The organism is Hymenobacter segetis (assembly GCF_054776495.1).
Genome location: NZ_BAAHBV010000003.1, coordinates 56643 through 81154, shown reverse-complemented (window position 1 = coordinate 81154; position 24512 = coordinate 56643). Strand labels below are relative to the sequence as shown.

General features: G+C 62.6%; 11 protein-coding genes. 8 read left to right on the top strand and 3 right to left on the bottom strand.

Annotated features, from left to right (window positions below; translation table 11 throughout):
- The first annotated feature begins 298 nt into the window (after positions 1–298).
- A complete protein-coding gene (locus ACYU70_RS17310; RefSeq protein WP_342297758.1) occupies positions 299–2815 on the top strand; it encodes a TonB-dependent receptor in 2517 nt (838 codons plus the stop codon).
- Between the two features lie 208 nt (positions 2816–3023).
- Here the strand turns inward: ACYU70_RS17310 and ACYU70_RS17305 are convergent, their stop codons facing one another.
- The 3 genes from ACYU70_RS17305 to ACYU70_RS17295 all read right to left on the bottom strand — a co-directional run bounded on the left by ACYU70_RS17305 (position 3024) and on the right by ACYU70_RS17295 (position 10955).
- Positions 3024–5633 (bottom strand): pectinesterase family protein, encoded by a 2610-nt coding sequence (locus tag ACYU70_RS17305; RefSeq protein WP_342297760.1) that lies wholly within the window; start codon positions 5631–5633, stop codon positions 3024–3026.
- Between the two features lie 186 nt (positions 5634–5819).
- Positions 5820–9608 (bottom strand): beta strand repeat-containing protein, encoded by a 3789-nt coding sequence (locus tag ACYU70_RS17300; RefSeq protein WP_342297762.1) that lies wholly within the window; start codon positions 9606–9608, stop codon positions 5820–5822.
- 270 nt (positions 9609–9878) lie between these two features.
- Positions 9879–10955 carry a T9SS type A sorting domain-containing protein gene (locus ACYU70_RS17295; protein ID WP_342297764.1) on the bottom strand — a complete coding sequence of 359 codons (1077 nt, stop codon included), beginning with the start codon at positions 10953–10955 and terminating at the stop codon, positions 9879–9881.
- A gap of 401 nt (positions 10956–11356) precedes the next feature.
- On the opposite strand from ACYU70_RS17295, the gene ACYU70_RS17290 reads away from it, so the two are divergent.
- The 7 genes from ACYU70_RS17290 to ACYU70_RS17260 all read left to right on the top strand — a co-directional run bounded on the left by ACYU70_RS17290 (position 11357) and on the right by ACYU70_RS17260 (position 24501).
- Positions 11357–13720, top strand: a complete 2364-nt coding sequence (locus tag ACYU70_RS17290) for a glycosyl hydrolase family 28 protein (protein ID WP_342297766.1) — start codon at positions 11357–11359, stop codon at positions 13718–13720.
- A 147-nt stretch (positions 13721–13867) separates the two neighbouring features.
- Positions 13868–15796 carry a glycoside hydrolase family 88 protein gene (locus tag ACYU70_RS17285; protein ID WP_342297768.1) on the top strand — a complete coding sequence of 643 codons (1929 nt, stop codon included), beginning with the start codon at positions 13868–13870 and terminating at the stop codon, positions 15794–15796.
- A gap of 254 nt (positions 15797–16050) precedes the next feature.
- Positions 16051–17742, top strand: a complete 1692-nt coding sequence (locus ACYU70_RS17280) for a sodium/sugar symporter (RefSeq protein ID WP_342297769.1) — start codon at positions 16051–16053, stop codon at positions 17740–17742.
- Positions 17743–18146: 404 nt separating this feature from the next.
- Positions 18147–19103 (top strand): pectinesterase family protein, encoded by a 957-nt coding sequence (locus ACYU70_RS17275; protein ID WP_342297771.1) that lies wholly within the window; start codon positions 18147–18149, stop codon positions 19101–19103.
- A 415-nt stretch (positions 19104–19518) separates the two neighbouring features.
- Positions 19519–20289 carry an SDR family oxidoreductase gene (locus ACYU70_RS17270; protein ID WP_342297772.1) on the top strand — a complete coding sequence of 257 codons (771 nt, stop codon included), beginning with the start codon at positions 19519–19521 and terminating at the stop codon, positions 20287–20289.
- A gap of 72 nt (positions 20290–20361) precedes the next feature.
- Positions 20362–21204 (top strand): 5-dehydro-4-deoxy-D-glucuronate isomerase, encoded by an 843-nt coding sequence (gene kduI / locus ACYU70_RS17265; protein ID WP_342297774.1) that lies wholly within the window; start codon positions 20362–20364, stop codon positions 21202–21204.
- Between the two features lie 42 nt (positions 21205–21246).
- The gene (locus ACYU70_RS17260; RefSeq protein WP_342297775.1) at positions 21247–24501 is read left to right on the top strand and encodes a SusC/RagA family TonB-linked outer membrane protein; all 3255 of its coding nucleotides are present in this window, start codon (positions 21247–21249) and stop codon (positions 24499–24501) included.
- Positions 24502–24512 lie beyond the last annotated feature (11 nt).

The window sequence follows — 24512 nt, the reverse complement described above, 5'->3', positions numbered from 1 at the left end:
GGGCAAACCCACGGCTTGCCAGCCCGCCCGCCCCCGCCTCGGCTGCCAACGACTAGGCGCAGTAGCCGCCGCCGGGTGGGCGCTCAGGAAATCTTCAGCAGCCCAAATCTATAACAAGAGTACCGATTTTCTGGCCAAGGTGCAGCTAAAACCCCGGCAGTAGGGCTCCTGATACCGGTGGCCCGGCCCGAAACCGGGCCGGAAAGTAGGCTGCGCTTCATGCCGTCGCCATCTTTGTGCGGTAATCTAGCGGCCGGCCCGTGCGTAGGGGCCGGCAGTTTTTCGACTGAATTCAACCATGAAAGTAGTGCGTGTGCAAAAAGGAATGCTGGCCGCCGGGCTGGCCGTAGCCATTGGCCTCACCGCGTTTCGGCTGCGGCCGCCCGAGGACGGGCTGCTGCCGCGCATTGCCCGGCAGCTGGCCGAGTTCTACACCGCCGCCCGCCAGGAAAAAGTGTACCTGCACCTCGACCGGCCGGTATACGGCACCGGCGAAACCATCTGGTTCAGCGCCTACGTGGTGGATGCCTCGGCGCACCGGCTCGACTCGCTCAACCAGGTGCTGCACGTCGACCTGCTCTCGCCCGAGCGCCAGGTGGTGGCCCGCCGCACCCTGCGCCTGCAGGGCGGCCGCGCTAGCGGCGACCTCGTCATTTCCGATACCCTGGCCGTCGGCACCTACGTGCTGCGCGCCTACACCAACTGGATGCGCAACGCCGGCGACGAGTTCGTGTACAGCCGTCGGCTGAGCGTGTGGCCGGCCTCGCCCATTGGCCCGCAGGAGCCGCGCACGGCGGCCGCGCCCACTTCGGCCTTTGCCCGCGCCCGCGCCGCCGCCGCCGCCCGCCCCGACGTGCAGTTTATGCCCGAAGGCGGCTACCTCGTGGAGGGCCTGCCCGCCGTGGTGGCCTGCAAAGCCGTGGACGCCAGCGGCCGGGGCCTCGACGTGCGCGGCCAGATTCTAAATGAGAAAAATGCCGTGGTGGTATCGGCCTTCAGCAGCCGGCACGCGGGCATGGGGCGCTTTGCCTTCGTGCCCGGCACCGGCCAGCGCTACCATGCCCACCTCACCCTGCCCGACGGCAGCACCGCCGACTACCCGCTGCCCGCCGTGCAGCCCAGCGGCTACACCCTGCACGTGGTGGACGGCGGCGAAAACTTCCTGGTAGAAGCCCGCTACCGGGGCACGGGTGGCGCGCCCGCGCCCGGCCCCGTGCAACTCATGACGCAGGTGCGCGGCGTGGTGGCCTACCCTGGCCCCCGCACCTTCACCGGCGATGCGCCCGCTGCTTGGCGCATGCCCAAGAAGAACTACCCCAACGGCATCGTGCATTTCACGTTGTTTGACGCGCAGGGCACGCCGCAGTGCGAGCGGCTGGCTTTTGCCCAGAACGGGATGGCCGGGCTGCGCATCAGCATCACCCCGGACCAGCCCAGCTACGGCCCGCACGCGCCGGTGCAGCTGGCCGTGCGCGTGACCGATGCCGCCGGCCAGCCGGTGGCCGCCAACTTCTCGCTCGGCGTGAGCGATGCCGGCCTCAGCGCCCTCGACCCCAACGCCGAAACCATTGCCTCGAACCTGCTGCTGACCTCCGACCTGGCGGGCTACGTGGAGAACCCGGGCTACTACTTCCGCAGCCCCACCGCCGGCACCGCCCTGGCGCTGGATGACCTGCTGCTGACCCAGGGCTGGCGGCGCTTTGTGTGGAAGCAGGTGCTGGCCGGCCAGCCGCCGGTGGTGCGCTTCGGGCCCGAGCACGACATCACGCTGGTGGGCCAGGTGCTGAGCGAGCACGGCAACCGCCCCGTGCCCAACAGCCAGCTCACCTTCCTGCAAACGCGGCCGGCCAAAAACGTGACCACCGCCACCACCGATGCCACGGGCCGGTTCAGCTTCGTCGGTTTTCCAGTGGTCGACACGGCCCTCATCACGCTCCAGGCGCGGCGGTCGCAGGGCGGCACCAACGTCATCATCCGGCCCGATGCCGGCCCGGACGTGCCCGCCCAGACGCTACCGCAGCTGCCCTCGCTGGCCGCCGCTCCGGCGGGCGTGGCTGCCTTCGTGCGCCGCAGCCGCCAGGCCCAGGCCGCCGACCTGGACCTGCATCCGGAGAAAGCCATTCGCAACATCAACCTGAGCAACGTGGCCGTGACGGCCAAGCGCGTGAAAGTGCCCGCCGACGACCCGCGCCGCCTCTACGGGGCCACGGGTGGCACGGTGGTCGACTTCACCGACATTCCGTCGGCGCAGTCGGGCCTGAGCGTGCTGCAGCTCCTGCAAGGCCGCGTGGCCGGCCTCACCATTACCGGCAACCCGCCGGATATGTCGGTCCAGATTCGGGGTTCGGGCACGCCGCTCTTCATTTTGGATGGGATGAAGGTCGACCTTGACTTAATTTCCACCATGCCGGCTACCAACGTCGAATCGGTGGAGGTCTTCAAAGGGGCCGAAGCTGCCATTTTTGGAGGTAGCGGCGGGGCCATTGCCATCTATACCAAGCGCGGCGACCCCAACTACAAAGGCAATGACAAAGCGCCCGCGCCGGGCATCGCCATCGTGAAGATGGCGGGCTTCGCCGAGGCGCGCGAGTTCTACCAGCCCCGCTACAACGCCCTGCTCACCAACCCGCCCGCCGACCCGCGCACCAGCACCCTCTACTGGAACCCCCTCGTGCGCACCAACGCCAAGGGAGAGGCCGACCTGCACTTCTTCACCGCCGACGGCAGCGGCACCTTCCAGGCCGCCGCCGAGGGCCTGAGCCTGAATGGCGTGCCCGCCACGGGCAGCGGCACGCTCACGGTGAAAGGTAAGTAAGCTGCCGCCGGGGCACCCCGGAACATTCCGGGGTGCCCCCGACGCCCGCAACCATGGCACCGGAACATTCCGGAAGACCCCCTGCGGGCGCGGGGTGCCCTCCGCTGAGTTGCGGAAGCATTTGCTCAGGCTTGTAATCTTCAATTCAAACAAAAAGCCCTGCCGGAGTTTCCGGCAGGGCTTTTTGTTTGAATAACCGCGGGGCGCGCTACTCGCGCACCAGGCGCTGGGTCAGGGTGGCGTCGGCGTTGCTCACGCGGAGCAGGTACACGCCGGGGGCCAGCTTGGCCAGGTCGAGGGCGGCCGGGGTGGCGGGAGTGGCCACTGCCTGGCGGTGCACCACCTGGCCCAGGGCGTTGAGGACGGTGAGCGTGGCCGCGTGCTGGAAGCCCGTCAGGGCCACCGTGGCGGTGGCGGCGGCGGGGTTGGGGTACACATTCAGGCTCATGCCGTTTTTGGCCGACTGGGTGGCGGTAACCACGCTGGCCTGGCCTTTCAGCACCACGTCTTTCAGCAGGGCGTAGCGGCCCGAGCTTGAGCTGGCGCAGCCGAAATACACGCGGATGGTCAGCGTTTGGCCGGCGGCCAGGGTGGTGCCCAGGGCGTTGTTCAGGGCGAAGCGGTAGGTCTGGTTAGTGCCGGTGTTCTGGTTAGCCAGCGCGATGGGCGAGCCGAAAGCGCCATTGGCCGTGGTCAGTAGCACGCCAGCGGGGCCGCGTCCGCCGGTTACGTCGGTCGAGTCGGTGGTGAAGTTGCTCTTCGAATACACCACGGCCAGCTTGCCGGTGGTGTTGTAGAAGGCCGACCACAGCAGCACCGAGTCAATCCGCACGGCGCGGTTGGCCCCGGCCGTGATGGTGAACTGCTCGTAAAACTTGCGGTCGACGGCATTGCCAGGGCCGCCGGCCGTGGCGCTCCACAGGCCATCGGCCGTGGCGGCGAAGGCTTGGCCGTAGCGCGTGGAGCGGGCCGGGTAGGCCGTCACCGTCGTGCCGTTGGACAGCACCAGGCGCTTGAACAACGGCACGCTGGCCGACGTGGCCGCCGAGCGAATGGCCGCGCTGTCCTGGTCGCTTACTTTCAACGACCACCACTTCAGCGGGTCCGAGATGGGGGCGGGCGTGTTCACTTTGGTGCCGGTCACGGCCACGTTCACCGGGGTGGCGGCCGTGCTGGTGTGGGTGATGTTGCCGGCGTAGGTGCCGGCCGTGGCCGCGTTCAGGCGCACGCTGATGGTGGTAGCGGCCACGGTATTGGCCGTGGGCGTGAGCACGAGCGGCGTGGTGCTGCCGTACCAGGTGGTGCCGCTGTTGGGCGAAATCTCGTAGCCGGCCGGGGGCGTCACCGTCAGGTTGGCCGTGAGGTTGGTGGCCGAGAGCGAGTACGTCTGCACCGCCGAGGTGCCGGTCTGGTACTGGGCAAACGGCCCCAGGGCCGTAGCGTTGGTCACGATGGTGGCCACGCTGGAGACGATGGCCGTGGCCGTAGTGTGCGTGGTCTTGCCGGCCTTGGAGGCCACCAGCTTGTAGTAGTACACGTTGCCGGCGGTGGGCAGCGCATCGGTCATCTGGAAGTTGTAGGTCGAGTCGTTGGCCGCCGTCACGGTGTTAATCTGGTTAAACGTCACGTTGTCCGACGAGCGCAGCAGGTCGTACTTAATGCCGGTCATGGCCCAGCTGATGTTCCAGTCCAGCGTGGTTTGGGTAGCGCCCTTGGTGGCGCGGAAGTTCGACACCGCAATATCCGGAGCCACCGTGGTGCAGATGTTGGCGGCCACGCCGCAGTAGTTCCAGGCGCTGAACACGCTGCTGGCCTGGTACTGGGCGGTATCGGCCACGGCCAGCTGACGCGACCAGCTCACGCGCTGGCTGGTGTTCACGTTGCGCCCGGCAAAGTAGCGGGGGCGGAATTCGCCGTAGGTGATGATGTTGGTGTCGGTGCCGGCATCCCAGATAGTCCAGCCGGCCGGCTGAATCTGGTTGGAGCCCATCACCGGCTTAATGAACACCACCTTGTTCTGCGTCAGGGGCACGCTGCCGGTCGAGTTCTGCCAGGGCCGGCCCAGGTAATAGAGCGTGGCCCCGGTGTTGGAGGGGATTTTGGCGTTGTGAAAGATGAAGCCGAAAGCCTGGCCGGGGGGCGTGTTAGCCGCCGTGATGTACGACGCGCCGTTGGTGGCGCGCGACTTGGCATAAATCACGCAGTTATCGAAAATGTCCACCGAGCTGCCGAAGATAAAGTCCACGTTGCCATCGATGTAGCAGTCGCGGAAGTAGTGCTGCGGCGTGCCCGAGCCCTTCACGTACAGCGTGTCCTGGTTGCCCAAGAAGCGGCAGTTCTTGAACACGGCGCGGTCGGCATTCACCAGCACCGCCACCGCCTGCGAGCCATCGCCGAAGGCATTCTCGAAGGTGATATTGAGGGCCGAAAAGTCCGTCGCGCTCACCGAAAAGCTGGCCGAATTCTGGGTGCCCAGGGCCACGCCGCCCACCAGCGTGCTGGCGCCGTCGTCGTAGGTCAGGATGGTGTTGGCCACACTCTCGCCCACCAATTGCAGGAAGGGCTTGGTGGCCGGAATGTTGATTTTTTCGCGGTAGCGGCCATTCTTGATGAAGATGGTGTAGACCGTAGTGCGGGCCGTGGGGGCCGCGTTGATGGCGGCCTGCACGGTGGTGAAGTTGCCGGTGCCGTCGGCGGCCACGGTCACGTCGTAGGCCGCCGCGCGCCCGGCTGCCGCCAGCACAATGAAGCCCAGCAGCATCCAGAAGCGGCCCACCGAGCCGCGCCAGGAGAGGCGTGTAGAGAAAAAGTTGGACATAGGAATAGGGTGTGGTGTTGGGTGAGAATTCTATCAAATATTACCCACGGCCCGGCCCAATAGGCGCTGGGGCAGGCCGCTTTATTTATGCAATCGTTGCCGGCAACGTTCCCGAAGCCTTCGGTCTGGGCCACAAAAAAAGGCCCGCCGGGTAGGCGGGCCTTTCTCAATGGGTTACGGACGAGGCTACTCCCGCACGAAGCGGCGCGTGGTGGTGCCATCGGCCGTGCGGCCTTGCAGCACATACACGCCCGTGGGCAGCGCCGTCAGGTCGAGCACCGCGAGCTGGTCGCCGGCGGCCACGTTCCGCACCAGCACCCGCTGCCCGAGGGCATTGAGCACCGACAACTCCAGCGCCTTGGCAGGAGCCGTGAGGGCTACCTGAAGCAGGCCGGTGGTGGGGTTGGGGTAGAGGCTAAGCTCCGGGCCGTTGGCGGCCGAGCGGGTGGCCGTCACCGTTACCGTCGTCGCGGCCGAGAAGGCCGAGGTGCAGCCGGCGGCGTTGGTCGTCGTCACGGTGTAGGAACCGTTCTTGGTGCCGGAGTTGATGAGGTAGGTCTGGCCCGTAGCGCCGGGTATCAGCCCGTTGTTCAGGTAAAACTGGTTGCCCGTGGCCGCGCTCGACGTGAGCGTGATGCCCGTAGCCGCCGTGCCCGAAACCGTGATGGTCGGCGTAGCCGGCACCGCGTTTATCGTCACCGAGCGGGTGCTGCTGGCTGAGCAGGTGCCGGCCACGCTATAAGTCACCGTGTAGGTGCCAACCGTGGAGGTCGAAGGCGTGATAGCGCCCGTGGTGGCGTTAATGGTCAGGCCCGTGGTGGACGAGAACGTGCCGCCCGTAGCGCCCGTCACGGTAGGCGTGGCGGCCGTGGCGTTGGCGCAGTAAGCCGTGTTGGCGTAGGCGAAGGCCGCCGACGGCACCGGGGCAATGGTTACGGTAGCGGTGCTGGTCAAGGCCGCGCAGCCGCCGCTGGCTGCTACCGTGTTGGTCACAGTGTACGTGCCGGGCGTGGAGGTCGAGAGCGTGATAGTGCCGTTGGCGGCAATGCTCAGGCCCGTGGTCGAGCTAAAGGTGCCCGCCGTAGCGCCCGTGCTCAGCGTGGGGCTGGGGTTGGTGGTGCTGCTCACGCAAAAGGTGGGCGTAGCGCCGTAGCTGAAGCCGGCCGTCTGGGGCGCGGTGATGGTAACGGTGGTGCCGCCGGTCACGGCTGCGCAGCCGCCGCTGGCCGCCACCGTGTTGGTGATGAAGTAGGTGCCGGGCGTGGAGGTCGAGGGCGTAATCGCGCCATTGGCCGCGATGGTGAGGCCCGTGGTGGGGTTCACCGTAATGGTGCCCAGGGTGCTGCCCGTGCCGATGCCTAGTGCCACGCTGCCCGTGGTGGTGGTGCAGTAGCTGCTCGCGCCGTAGCCGATGTTGGCCGTGGCCGGAGCCGTAATGGTCACTGTCGTGGTGCCGGTCACGGCGGCGCAGCCGCCGCTGGCGGCCACGGTGTTGGTTACGGTATAGGTGCCGGCCGTGGAAGTGGAGGGCGTAATCGCGCCCGTTGTAGCGTTCAGCGTCAGGCCGGTGGTCGAGGTGAAAGCGCCAGCCGTGCTGCCAGTGCCGAGGCTTACTGCCACCGCGCCCGTGGCGGAAGTGCAGTAGCTGGTAGCCCCGTAGCTGAAGCTGGCCGTGGCCGGTGCGGTAATGGTTACAGTAGCCGTAGCGGTAGCGGCCGAGCAGCCGTTAGCAGCCGCAATGCTGTTGGTCACGGTGTAGGTGCCGGGCGTGGAGGAAGCCAGTGTGATAGCCCCGGTGGTGGCATTAATCGTCAGGCCCGTGGTGGACGTGAACGTGCCGGCGCTGCTGCCCGTCGGGAAAGTCGGGGCCGGCGTGGTAGTGCCCGAGGTGCAATACGAAGCCGTGGGGTAGCTGAAAGTTGCCGAAGGAGCATTGGTCAGCGTAACCGTGGCGGAGCTGCTGCTGGCGCAGGCACCGGCCACACTGTAGGTTACGGTGTAAGTGCCGGGCGTGCTGCCGCTGAGCGTGATGGTGCCCGTAGTAGCGTTAATGGCGAGGCCCGTAGTGGAAGAGAACGTGCCGCCCGTGGTGCCCGTCACCGTGGCCGTGGGGTTGGTTCCACTCAGGCAGAACGTCGAGCCACTGTAAGCAAACGCCGCCGAAGTGCCCGGATTAATGGTAACGGTAGCAGTGGAGGTTGCCGCCGCGCAGCCGCCGCTGGCCGCCACGGTGTTGGTTACGGTATAGGTGCCGGCCGTGGAAGTGGAGGGCGTAATGGCCCCCGTCGTGGCGTTCAAGGTCAGGCCCGTGGTCGAAGTGAATGTGCCCGCCGTTGCGCCCGTGGCCAGGGTAGCGGCTACCGCGCCTGTAGCGCTAGTGCAGTAAGCCGAGGCCGGGTAGCTGAAGCCGGCCGTTTGCGGCGCGGTGATGGTAACGGTGGTGCCGCCGGTCACGGCCGCGCAGCCGCCCGAGGCCGCCACAGTGTTGGTGATGAAATAGGTGCCGGGCGTAGAGGTCGAAGGCGTGATTGCCCCGGTGGCATCAATGGTGAGGCCCGTGGTGGGGTTCGTCGTGATGGTGCCGCGCGTGCTGCCCGTGCCCAGGCCCAGGGCCACGCTGCCCGTGGTGGTGGTGCAGTAGCTGCTCGCGCCGTAGCCAATATTGGCCGTCGGCTGCGCCGTAATGGTTACCGTGGTGGTAGCCGTAGCCGCCGCGCAGCTGCCTGATGCCGCTACGGTATTGGTCACCGTATAAGTGCCGGCTGTGGAAGTCGAGGGCGTGATGGCACCGGTGGCGGCATCAATGGTCAGGCCCGTGGTCGAAGTAAACGTGCCGGCGCTGCTGCCCGTGGCTAATACCACTGGCTGGCTTGCCGTCACCGTGCGGCAATAGGCCGTAGCCCCGTAGCTGAAAGTAGCCGCCTGCGAGCCCGATACCGTAACGGTAGCCGTGCTGCTGCAAGTGGCGCTCACCGTGTAGGTTACGGTGTAGGTGCCGGGCGTGGTGCTGTTGAGCGTGATGGTGCCGGTGGCCGCATCAATGGTCAGGCCCGTGGTCGAAGAAAAGGTGCCACCGGTGGTGCCCGTCACCGTCGGGGTGGGGTTGGTGCCGCTGGCGCAGTACGAGGCATTGCTGTAGCTGAACGCGGCGTTGCACGCGCTGGCGGTAGAAGCCGTTATTGAGAAATCGTCAATGGCCAGGCCATCATCAGCTCCGGCCGCATCGAAATCAACGTAGCGGATGTAGAAGGTCGCGCCCGCCGGAATGCTCAGCCCCGTAATGGAGCCGGTCACGGCGGTGCGGTTGGCGGGGTCGTTGCCATCGTAGCCCGTGCTGGTGGTCACGTTGTTTACCGGGCCCACGTAGTCCAGGGCGTTCACATCCGTGTAGGTGCCGGTGGAGAGGGAGGTAGCGTCGGTACTGTACTGAAAATCCAGGCGGTCGGCAGCGCCCCGGGCGGGGTTTGCGCCCCCCAGGCGGTAGGTTTCGCCGGTATAGCTCACTGCCAGGCTGGTGATGGTAGCGCCCGTGGTGTTGGTGAATGCAAAGCCAAACTGCGAAGCAAGGCTGCCGCTGCGCACACTGCCAAAAGCCCGGTCAGTAGCGGCCGTGGTGCCGCCCCCGTAGCTGTACGTATCGCCGGTGCCGGAGCTGCCCGAGCCCGTAGAGGTGATGGTGATGGCGGTGTACGTGCTGTTGGCCGTGGTGCCGGTGCCCACGTTGATTTCGGCAAAGCCGAAGCCCGCCGGCAGCACCGAACTGGTGCCCGTATTGGCCAGCGTGTTCAAGTCCTGCGTGTAGGCCGTGGTGCCCAGGCTAATAGGCGTAATGGTCGTGGGGGTTTGCACCTGCGCCCAAGCCAGCCCGGGCAGCAGGAGCGAAAGGCAGGTGAGCAGCCGGGGAGTGGCTCGCCGGAAGAAGCCAGGCCGGCTGGGCGCTTTGGCCCGAATGGAAACGGGTAGTTGTGGTGTCATGTACGGTGGGAATTGAATGGTTGAAATGAAGTGGAAAAGCAAAACGACAGCGAAGTATCGAATAATCAGGTCGTAAAAAAAGGAAGCCCGGACTAATACTTGTGCAATCGTTCCCGGTAATGATGCCGGGAAAGGCCAGTAATGTTTAATATGGTCTGATTGACAGGTTGTTGCCTGTAATCGGCGGTTGCGGGGCTGCCGCTTACCCCAAAAAGCAAAAGCGCCCCCAGTCAACCCGGAGACGCTTTGCAATACCGAAGCAGTTGTGTGCTATTCTTTGATGATGCGGGCGCTGCTGCGCAGGCCACCGTCGGCGTACTCTACCAGGTAGAGGCCGCGGCTCAGGTTGCTCAGGTCCACGGCCGTTTCAGTGGTGCCGGGCTGGGCGCTGAAGCTGGCCACGCGGGCCCCGGTGGTGCTGAATACCGTCACGCGGGCATCGCGGCTGGCGGCGGTGTGGGGCACGCTCAGACGGTTCTGCACGGGGTTGGGGTAGGCGGCCAGGTTGGTGGTAGCCAGGCCCGCACGGGTTGCCAGTGCAGCCTGACGGCTTTTCAGCGTCACGTTGCGCATCAGGAAATAGCGGCCGCCGCTCGAAGAGCCTACGGCTGGGTAAATGCGCACCGTCAGCGTTTGGCCGGCGGGCACTGTTACGCCGGTGGCAGCAGCCAAGGCAAACGTGTACAGGTCCGGCACGCTGGTGGTGGTGCCCGAAGTGGAGGGCAGAATGGCCGAGTTGTTGGCAATTTCGCCGGGGTTGCCCGAAGTGCCTACGCCAAACGACCCGTTCTCGGTGGCAAGCAGTGGCCCACCGGCGCGGGTGTTGGTCGAGTTGTTGATGGCCGGGCCTTTGCCGCCCGTCACGCTGGCCGAATCCGATACGAAATTGGTCAGCGACCAAGCCACGGCTACTTTGCCAGCGGCCGAGTTAAAGACGTTGGCATTGAAAACCACCGAGTCAAACCGCACCGCAGCACCCGTAGCGCCTACGCTAAACTGTTGGTAGAAGCGCCGACGGGGCGAACCCCCGGTGCCCGGATTGGGGTAGGTGGTGCTCACCGTGGTGCTCCAGCCACCACCATCTGCCACGGGGGCAATGGCCTGACCAGCGCTTGAGTACGGCGCAAAAGCCTGGTTGCCAGTGCCGGTAGGCAACTGATTGTTGGATAATACCAACCGACGCAGCACGGGAGTGCCCGGCGTCACGTTGGCGGAACGTACGGCGGCATTATCGGCAGTGTTCGTCATAAGTGGCCATTTCACGAAGCCAGCCGTTTGGGCCGAAGCCGTGCCGGCCAAGCCGAGGAATCCTGCCATCAGGAGGGGGAAGCGTAAATTCTTTTTCATGGAAATGGAGGGTGGGTTAATAAGTGATAAGACGAAGATTAGCTACCACGTTATCCATGGTCAAGCCAGATAAGGGCGCATTATTTTACGCAAATTCCCACCGGGGGAATAGAAAACAATGCGTTTGGAAGGGTTTAGTTGCGCAATCGTTGCCGGGAACGATGGCGCTGAAAACGGCAGCGCCGCTTAGGTAAAACGATTCATCGGTTAGTACCGCAACGTGGACCTGAGCGCTGCCTCCACGGGCCGATGCGAGAACGTTCCCGGCAACGATTGCGCAAAAAAAAGCGCCGGAGCGGGTAAGAACAGGGGGGCAACGGCTGGGAAGCGGCCTAATATTGTATAGGGCGATACTGCCCGCGTGGCCTGTTTTGGGCCCGTGTCACTCTTTCTATTCTCCGATGAAATCAACCTTGGTCGCGTTGCTGGCCGGGCTCGGTACTTGCCTTACGGCAGCCTTCCGCCCGGCCGATGCCCCGAAAACGCAGATTTTCCTGGTCGGTGATTCCACCATGGCCGACAAGGCTGACCTGACCAAGCCCGAGCGCGGCTGGGGCATGGAATTTGGCCAGTATTTCGACGGCGGCGTGGTCATCCGCAACACCGCCGTGAACGGGCGCAGCACCAAAAGCTTCCTGCGCGAAGGCCGCTGGGCTAAGGTGGTGCAGGACCTCAAGCCCGGCGACTGGGTGTTCATCCAGTTCGGCCACAACGACTCGAAGGTGGAGGACAGCGTCCGCTCGGCCCCGGCCCAGACGACGTACCGCCAACTCCTCACCAAGTTCGTGCAGGAAGCCAAGGCCAAAGGCGCGAACCCAGTGCTGCTCACGCCCGTGGGCCGTCGCTATTTCGACGATGCCGGCAAGCGCAAGGACGACCACGGCGAATACCCCGGCGTGGTGCGCGAAGTAGCCAAAGCCCAAAAAGTGCCGCTCATCGACCTGCACGAAAAAAGCTGGGCCATGTACTCAGCCATGGGCGAAACCGGCACCCGCCCGCTGTTCTGGAGCTACCTCAACGGCTACTACCAGCCCAACCCCGTGGCCCCGGCCAAGAACGACAACACCCACTTCTCGGAGTACGGCGCGACCCGCGTGGCCCAGATTGTGGCCGAAGATGTGCAAACTCAGCACCTCGCACTGGCCAGCCACCTCGCCCGCACCGCGTTCGATGGCAAGCTCGCCGCCGACCTGCCCGTGGTGCTGCAAACTGCATTCAAAAAGGACACCTTCAACCTGGCCAAATACGGCGCGGTAGCCGACGGCCAGATGCTGAACACCGAGGCGTTCCGCAAGGCTATTGATGCCTGCGCCGTGGGGGGCGGCACCGTGCTGGTGCCGCGCGGCCTGTGGCTCACCGGCCCCATCGTGCTGAAAAGCAACGTGAACCTACACCTGGCCACCGGCGCGCTCGTGCAGTTCACGGCCGACCGCAGCCAGTACCCGCTCATCAAAACCACCTGGGAAGGGGAGGAGGCCATCCGCAGCCAGGCCCCGATTTCGGGCGTGGATTTGACCAATATTGCCGTCACCGGCAACGGCACGTTTGATGGCGCGGGCGACGCCTGGCGGCCGGTGAAGAAGAACAAGCTGAATGAGAGTCAGTGGCAGAAACTGGTGGCCTCGGGCGGCGTGCTCAATGAAAAGAAGGACTACTGGTACCCCTCGGCTGCTTCGCTGAAAGGCAATATGCTGGCGGCCGCCGGCACCCCGCGCAAGAGCCTGAACGTGGGCGACTTTGATGATATCCGAGATTTCCTGCGGCCCAACATGCTCAGCCTCACGCGCTGCAAGCAGGTGCTGCTCGAAAGCTTCGTTATTCAGAACTCACCGGCCTGGACCATTCACCCGCTGCTGTGCGAAGACATTACCGTGCGCAACGTGACGGCCCGCAACCCCTGGTACGGCCAAAACACCGACGCCATTGACCTCGAATCCTGCCGCAATGGTCTGGTGGAAGGCTGCACGTTCGACGTGGGCGACGACGGCCTGTGCATCAAATCGGGCCGCGACGAGGAAGGCCGCAAACGCGGCGTGCCCACCGAAAACTTCATCATCCGCGACTGCAAGGTGTACCACGCCCACGGCGGCTTCGTGATTGGCTCCGAGATGTCGGGCGGCGTGCGCAACCTGTACGTGAGCAACTGCACCTTCATCGGCACCGATGTGGGCCTGCGCTTCAAAACGGCTCGGGGCCGCGGCGGCGTAGTCGAAAACATCTTCGTGGACGGCGTGGACATGACCGACATTGCCGGCGAGGCCGTGCTGTTCGACATGTACTACGCCGCCAAAGACCCCGTGCCGCTGGCCGGCGAAAGCACCGCGCCGCCCGTAATCGCCGCCAAACCGCTGAACGAAGGCACGCCGCAGTTCAAAAACTTCCGCATCCGCAACATCACCTGCAAAGGCGCGACCACCGGCATCTTGGTGCGCGGCCTGCCCGAGATGAGCATCAAGGACATTAGCATCGAAAACGCGGTGCTGGAAAGCAAAAAAGGCCTGCTGTGCCAGGAAGCCGAGAACATTCGCCTGAAAAACGTAACCCTGCTCTCGACTGAAACCACGCCCGTGATGGAAGTGCAAAACAGCCGCAACATCACCCTCGACGGCATCCACTACACCAACGGCGCGGAGCTGCTCCTGCGCGTGACCGGCGACCGCAGCAAGGACATCCGCCTAGTGAACACCAACACCAAGCTGGCGAAGAAGGACGTGCAGTTGGGCGACAAAGTGGCCAAGAAAACGGTTAGCGTCGCGCAGCGCTAGTTTGCCATTATCAATCAAAGCTGAACGTCATGCAGAGCGCAGCGAAGCATCTTTACCGAGAGAGTAATCAGATTTACAATCGCAGTAAAGATGCTTCGCTGCGCTCTGCATGACGGGCTTTATTCAAGACTTACAATACCCACCCAAATGAAATCAACTACCCGTCTTCTTCTCCCGCTGCTGGGCCTGGCACTGCTGAGTGAAACCGCCTCCGCCCAAACGGCGCGGCCGGCCGCCTACTCCCAGCGCATGGCCGATGCCTTCATGACCTGGCACCCCGATTCGATGGTCATCGGCAAGAACAAAATGGCCGGCTGGGGATACGAGCAGGGCCTGATGATGTACGCCATGGAGCGCATCTGGGAACGCACCGGCGATGCCAAGTACTTCAGCTACATCAAGAAAAATCTCGATTACTCGGTGCAGGCCGATGGCAGCATCATCCGGTACAAACAGGAGGATTTCAACCTCGATAACATGGCTACCGGCCGCGCCCTGCTGCTGCTGAGCCAGATGTCGGTGCCCGGTAATGAGAAGTACATCAAGGCGGTGCAGTATCTGCGCAAGCAGCTCGACGGCCAGCCCCGCACCAAGGAAGGCGGCTTCTGGCACAAGAAAATCTACACCAATCAGATGTGGCTCGATGGCCTGTACATGGCCGAACCGTTCTACGCCAACTACAGCCAGGTTTTCAACCAGGCCGCCGGCTTTGATGACGTGGCCAAGCAGTTTGCCCTCATCGAAAAGCACCTGGTGGACCCCAAAACCGGCCTGCTCTACCACGGCTACGACGAAAGCAAGGAGCAGGCCTGGGCCAACAAAACCACCGGCCAAAGCCCCAACTTCTGGGACCGCGGCATTGGCTGGTACGGCATGGCGCTGGTCGATGTGCTCGACTATTTCCCCGCCAACCACCCGCAGCGGCCCATGCTCATCAAGGCCCTGCAACGCTTGGCCCCCGCACTGGCCAAGTACCAGGACCCCAAAACCGGCACCTGGAGCCTTGTAATGGGCCAGGAAGGCCGCAAAGGCAACTATGCCGAAGCCTCCGGCAGCAGCATGTTCGTCTACGCCTTGGCCAAGGGTGTGCGGCTGGGCTACCTCGATAAAAAATACGCTGAAGTAGCCAAAAAGGGCTATGATGGCCTGCTGAAGACCTTCGTGGAAACCGAGCCCACCGGCGCGCTGGCCTTCAACGGCACGGTGAGCGTGGGCGGCCTGGGCGGCAAGCCCTACCGCGACGGCTCGTTCGAGTATTACCTCACCGAGCCGCTGCGCAAGAACGACTTGAAAGGCGTCGGCCCGTTCATCCTGGCCAGCACCGAGATGGAAATTGCCGCCGAAGACAAGCTCGGCCAGGGCAAAACCGTGGGCCTGGACTACTACTTCAACCACGAGATGCGCAAAAGCCCCGTGACGGGCGAGCCGGAGCAGTGGCACTACACCTGGGAGGAGCGCACCCACGGCGGCTTCTGGCTGTGGGGCAATGAGTTCCGCGAGCTGGGTGCCAAGACGGTAGCCGTGCCCACGGCCCCCACCGCCGCCAGCCTTAAGCCCCTGAGCGTGTACATCATCGTCGACCCGGACTCGCGCAAGGAGTCGCCCAAGCCCAACTACGTCCAGCCCGCCGACAGCAAGGCCATCACCGAATGGGTGAAGGGCGGCGGCACCCTCGTCCTCCTCGCCAACGACACGGCCAACTGCGAAATCAAGCACTTCAACGAGCTGGCCAAAAACTTCGGCGTACAGTTCACCAACCAAAGCGTGAACATGGTGCAGGGCTCCCAGTTCGAGCAGGGTAAAGTGGATTTGACCTCCGGCAAAGCCGTTTTCAAGAACGCCACCACGGCCTACGTGAAGGAACTGGCCGTGCTATCCGTGGCCGCGCCGGCCCAGCCGCTGGTCACCAACAACGGCAAGGTGATTATGGCCACGGCCCGCCTGGGCAAGGGCAAAGTCTTCGTCCTCGGCGACCCGTGGCTGTACAACGAGTACACTGACGGCCGCAAAATCCCGGCTTCGTTCGAGAATTTCCAGGCCGGAAAAGACCTGGCAACGTGGCTGCTGAGCAAATAAAGCAGGATATTAAATGCTATCAACAAAGCCGGCCGGGAATTTCCCGGCCGGCTTTATTTTGGGCGGTTGGGAACGTGAGCACTCACTAGCGAAGCAGGCAGCATCGGCGGTTTCGGAAACGATTACGCAGCTAAAACAAAGATTTTCCTTTCAGAAGCGGTTTTTTTGCCGGAACATTACTTTACCATAGCCTCGCCACGCTGCGCCCGCCGGTGCTGGTAGTCACGTCGCTTTAAATTCCCATTCCTCGTTCAATGAACCAGCTCGCTACGATTGATTACATCGTTTTCTTCGTCTACTTCATCATCGTGTCCAGCTACGGCATCTGGATTTACCGGCGCAAAACCGGCCACGACGGCACCATCGAAGGCGATTCCAAAGACTACTTCCTCGCCGAAGGCTCGCTGACGTGGTGGGCTATCGGCTCCTCGCTCATCGCCTCCAACATCTCGGCCGAGCAGTTCGTGGGCATGTCCGGCTCCGGCTTCAAAATGGGCCTCGCCATCGCCACCTACGAGTGGATGGCCGCCATCACGCTGGTGGTCGTGGCCGTGTTCTTCATCCCGGTTTACCTGAAGAACAACATCGCCACGATGCCGCAATTCCTGAGCCAGCGCTACAACAGCACGGTGGCCATGATTATGGCCCTGTTCTGGCTGGCGCTTTATATCGTGGTCAACCTGACTTCGATTCTCTATCTCGGGGCCATTGCCATCAGCAGCATCGCCGGCCTCAACCTGACGTTCTGCATGTACATGCTGGCCGGTTTCGCGGTCGTCATCACGTTGGGCGGCATGAAGGTGATTGGCTTCACCGACGTTATTCAGGTGTTCTTCCTGATTCTCGGCGGCCTAGCCACCACCTACCTGGCCCTAAACCTGGTAGCGGAGCACTACGGCACCTCGGGCGTCCTCAATGGCTTCAACATGATGACCCAGCACGCCGGCGACCACTTCCAGATGATTTTCAAGCGCGACAATGAAAACTACATGGACTTGCCGGGCCTCACGGTGCTAATAGGCGGCATGTGGATTGTGAACCTGAACTACTGGGGCTGCAACCAATACATCACGCAGCGTGCTCTGGGGGCTGATTTGCCTACGGCCCGCGCCGGCATCCTGTTTGCCGCTTTCCTCAAGTTGCTGATGCCCGTGATTGTGGTACTGCCCGGCATTGCCGCCTACGTGCTCTACAAGCAGGACATTTTCGGCGAGTTCGGCAAGGCCATGGTATCGGGTGGCGAGCTGAACCCTGACCGCGCCTACCCGGTGCTGCTCAACATCCTGCCCGTGGGCCTGAAGGGCTTGTCCTTCGCCGCCCTCACGGCCGCCGTGGTAGCCTCGCTGGCCGGCAAAGCCAACTCCATCGCCACCATCTTCACCCTCGACGTTTACAAGAAAGTCATCAATCCCGAGGCCTCCGAGAAGACGCTGGTAAGCACCGGCAAAATCGCCGTAGTAGTGGCCATGATTCTGGGCGTGCTCATCGCGCCGCACCTGGGCATCGACAAAAAAGGCGGTTTCCAGTACATTCAGGAGTACACGGGCTTTGTGTCGCCGGGCATTTTTGCCATGTTCATCCTGGGCTTCTTCTGGAAGAAAACGACGTCGAGCGCGGCGCTGTTTGCCACCATCGGCGGCTTCCTGCTCTCGCTGCTGCTCAAGTTCCTGCCCGGCATGGTGAACCTGTCGTTCCTCTCGCCTTTCGGTTTCGCCGTCAAAAATTCCGCTGGCATCTACGAAATTCCCTTCCTCGACCGGATGGGTTTCGTGTTCCTTTTCTGCGTGATTGGGATGATTATCATCAGCCTGTTTGAAGCCAGCCGTGGCGTGAAAACCAACGGCCTGGAAGTCGACCGCAGCATGTTCAAGCCGCAGCCCAGCTTCGCCATTGGCACGGCCGTTATTCTGGTCATCCTCACCACGCTGTATACCATCTATTGGTAGTAAAGTAGCCACTTGCGGGGTGCATATAGTATCTCGCAGGGTTGAAAAAACACAGTGTCCCGCAGTGCTCCAACGAAAGAGCAACACTGCGGGACACTGTGTTTTTACACTTTGGTGAAATGGCAGCGGCGTCCACAAAAGCCCGGTGTTCTATGCCGATTACTCGGCCCCCACAGTAAGGCGCGTAGGGTAGGGGCGGGAGTCCAAGCCCAACGGCACTAGGCTCCAGACGCGGTAATGGAAACTGATTAGGAATAAAATTGACTTATTCCGTAGTCGAATAGGCAAGAAAAATGATTCGGGGGATATTGATTTGGACTGGTGGAGAATGGTGCCATAAATTAGCAGGGTCCGGAAGCGCTGCCCGCGCCGGAAGCCCCTCCCCCCAATCCCACCCACTACCCATGCGTGCACTTTTCCTCTTTTCCCTGCTACTGCTGAGCTTCTCTGGCTTTGCCCAAACCAAACAATTCGTAGTGGCCCAAGATGGTAGCGGAGCCTACCGTACCGTTCAGGCCGCGCTCGATGCGGTGCCTAAAAACAACACCACGCCCATCATTATTTTCATCCGCAAGGGCGTTTACAAAGAGAAGCTCAACCTGGCCAAAAAACAGAATTTCGTGCGCCTGGTGGGCGAGGAAGTGAACACCACCGTGCTCACCTACGACGACTACAACGGCCGCACCCCCGCCAACGGCGAGCCCCTGGGCACGTCCGAAGCCGCCAGCTTCCGGGTGTTCGGCAACGACTTTTCGGCCGCCAACCTCACCTTCGAAAACACCGCCGGCACCGTGGGCCAGGGCCCGGCCATGTGGGTATACGGCGACAAAGCCCAGTTCGAAAACTGCCGCTTCCTGGGCTTCCGCGACACGCTGTATCCCTACGGCTACGGCAGCCGGCAGTATTACAAGAGCTGCTACATCGAAGGCACTACCGATTTTATCCTGGGCTCGGCCACAGCGTGGTTCGAGGACTGCACCCTGTTTTGCAAGGCCGGCGGCACCGTTATCATGGCACCATCCACGCCCGACAGCATTCGCTACGGCTTCGTGCTCCAGCGCTGCAAGATTGTGGGCGACGGCACGCCCGGCTCCCTTTTCATCGCCCGCCCCTGGAAGCCCGCCGCTAAAACCGTGCTGCTCAACTGCGAGCTGAGCAACCTCATCACCCCCAAAGGTTGGGACCATTGGGGCAAGGAAAGCAACAAGCAGGACGCATTTTTTGGCGAGTTCAAGTCCATCGGCCCCGGCGCGGCGCCCAAGGCGCGTATCCTGTGGTCGCACCAGCTCACGCCGCAGCAGGCCGCCTTCTACACCCGCGAAACCGTGCTGGGCGGCTGGGTGCCGAGCGTGCCGCAGTAAGCCGCATATTGGTAGTTGTTTACCGGTATCCCCGGGAGCTTGGCCTCGTCAAAGCGGCTGGTTCTCGGGGCTTTTTCTTGCTTAGGTATGATGGAATTGGCGGATTTTATGCAAAATATTGGCGAACCTTAAGAAAGTAGGTTTTCTTAGTAAAGTTCAATATTTGGCTACGTTAAAGCAGGGTGTATGAGGTGAATGCTCTTCGTTGGATTTTTGGGGTCTGAGGCAATTTCAAGCCATGGTATGGGTCGGGTAGGGGCACATGGCATCGTTCCCGGCAACGATTGCACAAAAAAATATTGTCCAACTCTTGCTTTTGGCTGAAGCTTCACCAAACCTTTAAGAAGCAGGACCAGCCCCAGCTACATTTTTGAGCAAGTTGGCCCTGCTCTATCGTCTCAACATCGTCCCTTTTATGACCGCATTTTCTTCTGCATTTAGCTTAGCCGGCAAGCGTGCCCTCGTTACGGGTTGCGACCGGGGTATCGGGCAAGCCATCGCCCTCGGTTTGGCCGAGGCGGGCGCCGACATCATCGGTGTATCCATGCACATGCCCGCCGGCGGCGAAACCGAAGTTGCCGTGCAGGCATTGGGCCGCGAGTACCGGGGTTACCAGGCCGATTTCGGCAAGCTCGACGAGTTGCAGGGCTTCATCAAGGAAGTGCAGGCCGACTTTCCGGTCATCGACATTCTGTTCAACAACGCCGGCATCATCCGCCGCGCCCCCGCCGCCGAGCATTCCGACGAAGACTGGGATGCTGTGCTCAGCATCAACCTCGACGCGCCGTTCCGCCTGGCCCGCGCCATTGGCGGCCAGATGTTGAAAAACGGCAGCGGCAAAATCATCTTCACGGCGTCGCTGCTCACCTTCCAGGGCGGCATCAACGTGCCCAGCTACGCGGCCAGCAAAGGCGGCGTGGGCAGCTTGGTGAAAGCCCTCGCCAACGAGTGGGCTGGCCGCGGGGTGAACGTGAACGCCATCGCGCCCGGCTACGTGGCCACCGACAACACCGCTGCCCTGCGCCAGGACGAGGAACGCAGCGCCGCCATCCTCTCGCGCATTCCGGCCGGCCGCTGGGCCCTGCCCACTGATTATCAAGGCCCCGCCGTATTCCTTGCCTCTGCCGCTAGTGACTACGTGCACGGCACCATCCTCACCGTCGACGGCGGCTGGATGGGGCGCTAATGAAATGTTGAGCTTTGTGGGTTGAATTCAAACCTCAACCCTGCATAACTCAACACTCAACATTCATAACCCATGATTACCCAGATGACCCAGCGCTTTGCCATTGGCCCCCGCGAAACTGCCACCCTCAACACGAGCGGTATCCGGGAGCATTTCCTGATTGAGAACATCTTCACGGCCGGCGAAATCGAGCTGACCTACACGCACTACGACCGCATGATTGTGGGCGGCGCGCAGCCCACCTCGGCCGCGCTGACGCTGCCCTGCCCTGAGTCGCTGAAGGCCAACTTTTTCCTGGAGCGCCGCGAGTTGGGCGCGCTCAACGTAGGCGGGGCCGGCACCATTACGGTGGATGGCAAGGTGTACGAGCTGGGCAACCAGGACTGCCTGTATGTGGGCATGGGCAGCAAGGAAGTATCCTTCGCCAGCGCTGATGCGGCCAATCCGGCTAAGTTTTACCTGCTTTCGGCTCCGGCGCATGCCGTGCATCCCACCGCCCGCCGCACCCAGGCCGAAGCCACGCCCGTGCAAATGGGCGCGATGGAAACTGCCAACGAGCGCACCATCTACAAATACATCTACGCCGAAGGCATCCAGAGCTGCCAACTGGTGATGGGCCTCACGCAGCTCAAAGCGGGCTCGGTGTGGAACACTATGCCCTCGCACACCCATGACCGGCGCATGGAGGCTTACCTCTACTTCAATATGCCCCAGGGCCAGCGCGTGCTGCACCTGCTGGGCGAGTCCACCGAAACCCGCCCGCTGTGGGTGAGCAACGAGCAGGCCATTCTTTCGCCGCCGTGGTCCATCCACACCGGCTGCGGCACCAGCAACTATGCCTTCATCTGGGGCATGGCCGGCGAAAACCGCGAATACACCGACATGGATGCCGTGCCCCTCGACACGCTGCGTTAACCAGCTGATTAACAAAAACTCCCACCCAAATTTAGTTATCTGATGAAAAAACATCTTCTCCTGCTCTGGCTGCTGCTCCTGGGGAGCATCGGGCTGGCGGCGGCACAAAGCCGACAGGTTCAGGGCGTTGTGAAGGCGGCCGACGGGGAAACCCTGCCGGGCGTGACCGTGCTGGTGGAAGGCACCACCAACGGTGCCTCGACCGGGGCGAATGGCGACTTTTCCATCACGCTGCCCGCCAATAGCGCCAACGCCACGCTGCGTTTCAGCTACGTGGGCTACGTGTCGCAGGCGGTGAAAGTGGGCAGCCAGTCCACCATCAACGTCACGCTGGCTTCGGACAGCAAGCAGCTGGATGATGTGGTGGTGATTGGCTACCAGGAAGTGCAGCGCCGCGATGTGACCGGCTCGGTATCGTCGGTGAGCGCGCAGCAGATTAAGGACGTGCCGGTGAACTCGGCGGCCGAAGCGCTGACCGGCCGTTTGGCCGGGGTGCAGCTCACTACTTCTGAGGGAACGCCGGGCGCAGCCGTGACGGTGCGGGTGCGCGGCGGCGGCTCTATTACGCAGGACAACTCGCCGCTGTATGTGGTAGACGGTGTGCAGGTAGAAAACGCGCTGTCCACCATTGCCCCGCAGGACATTCAGTCGGTCGATGTGCTGAAGGATGCTTCGGCCACCGCCATCTACGGCGCTCGTGGGGCCAATGGCGTAGTTATTATCACCACTAAAATTGGCAAAGAAGGCCGCACTACGGTGAGCTACACTGGTTTTGCGGGGGTGCGTCAGATTTCCAAAAAACTGGACATTCTCGGCCCGGGCGACTTTGTGCGCTATCAGTACGAGCGGGCCCAGCTGGCCGGCACCACGGCCCAAGCCGACTTCAAGAAAACGTACGGCACTTTGCGCTACGACAGCCTGAGCTCATTTAATAACCTGCCCAACATTGACTGGCAGGAGCGGGTGTTCGGGCGCGATGCTTTCCAGCAAACCCACAACGTGTCTATTGCCGGGGGGGCCAAGGGCACCAATTACTCGCTTAGCCTGACCCGCAACACCGAGGACGGCATCCAGCTCAATTCGGGGTTTGACCGCTATCTGGTGAATTTCCGCCTCGACAGCAAAGTGAGTGAAAAATTCCGGGCCGGTTTCAACGCTCGTTACAATGTGACCAATACCCAGGGCTCGGGCACCAGCTCGACAGGCACCTCGACGACTTCGCGCTTGCGCAACGTTATCGAATACCGGCCTTTCGACTTCGTTGGGGGCGCGGTGCAGGACCAGGATGCTTTTGATGAATCGCAGGCCACTTCGGGTGCCCGTTTGGGAAATGCAGTGACGCTCATCAACCAAGAGTACCGCCGCAATACCCAGAAAGTGCTCAACGTCAACGGCTCGGCTAGCTATTCGTTCCGCAAAAACCTGACTTTCCGCTCGACCGTGGGCGTGGAAACGACCAACCAGGTTCAGAATGCCTTCAACGGCCCGGTGACGCCGGTGGCCCGCCAGAACGGCAATATGCCCACCGCTTCCATCAACACCGCCGAGACGGTGACGGTGAACAACAACAACGTGCTGACCTACAATTTCAACAAAGGCAAGCACAGCTTCGACGCGTTGGTGGGCCAGGAGACGTACCAGATTAACACGACCGGCCTCAACGTGGGCGTGCTCTACCTGCCCTCGACCATCACTGCCGAACGCGCTTTGGCTGGTATCAACCAGAGTGCCCCGCCGGCGGGCGTGCAGCCCACGCTGAGCTCCAGCAACGTCACCAGCCGCCTGCTGTCGGGCTTTTCGCGCCTGAGCTACAACTACGACGATAAGTACCTGCTCACGGCGACGTTCCGGGCCGATGGCTCGTCGAAGTTCGCCCCGGGCCGCCGGGTGGGCTATTTCCCGGCCGCTTCGGTGGCCTGGCGCTTGTCGAAGGAGGGATTCATGCAGCCTTACACCAACACGATTTCGGACCTGAAGCTGCGCTTGAGCTACGGCCTGTCCGGCAACAACCGCATTGGCGACGCGCTGTACCTGTCGCAGTTTGGGGTATTGGTGCCACCCATCAACCCCGCCAGCGGCCCGGCTACGTCGCAGTACGGCTTTGGCGAAACGCTGGTGCCGGGCCTGGCCAGCACGGCCCTGGCCAACCAGTTTCTGAAATGGGAAACCACCGCCTCGCGCAACGTGGGCTTGGACCTGGCCCTGTTCAACAACCGGGTGCAGTTTACGGTGGATGCTTACTACAACAACACCTACGACCTGCTGCTGAGCAAGGCGGTGCCCTCCACCTCGGGCTACTCGCTGCAGCAGCAAAACGTGGGCAAAACCTCGAACAAAGGCGTCGAGTTTCAGCTGAGCGGCACAGTGTTCCAAACGCCGGACTTTACCTGGACGGCCAACACCAACCTGTCCATCAACCGCAACCAGGTGGAAAGCCTGGGCGATGGGGCCGATTTCTTCCTGTTCAACTCCAACTGGGCCGGCTCCGATGGTCCCAGCTCCGACTACCTCATTCAGGTGGGCAAGCCGCTGGGCCAGGTGTATGGCTACGTGGCCGACGGCTTCTACAAAGCCAGCGACTTTGAGGGCTACACGGCCGGCGTGGCCCGCACCTGGAAGCCCAAAACCGGCGTGGCCGTCAATCCCAACGCCTTTGCTCCGGAAGGCCCCGGCGACATTCGCTTCAAGGACCTCAACGGCGACGGCCTCATCACCGAGCTCGACCGCACGGTTATCGGCAACACCAACCCCAAATTCACGGGCGGCTTAAACAACCAGTTTGCCTACAAGGGCTTCGATGCCAGCATCTTCGTGAACTGGGTGGTGGGCAACGACATCTACAACGCCAACAAGGTGGAGTTCTCGAGCGCCCTCTACGCCAACACCAACCTACTGAGCAGCGCCTACAACAGCGGCACGTACCGCACCAACGACCCCGTAACCGGCCAGCTGGTAACCGACATCGGCCGCCTGGAGCAAATCAACCAGAATGCTACCTCACCCACGCCATCGCGCGGGCGCTACATCACCTCCTCGGCCAACATCGAGAACGGTTCCTTCCTGCGCCTCAACAACCTGACGCTGGGCTACACGCTGCCGAAGGCCCTGACGCAGCGTGCCAAAATCACCACCGTGCGCTTCTACGTCACGGCCAGCAACCTCTACACGTTCACCAAATACAGCGGCTACGACCCCGAGGTGAGTGCCCGCCCCCGCTCGCCGCTATCGCCCGGCCTCGACTACGCGGCCTACCCCCGCAGCCGCGCCATGCTGGCTGGCCTGAACCTGACTTTTTAACGAGGCTATCC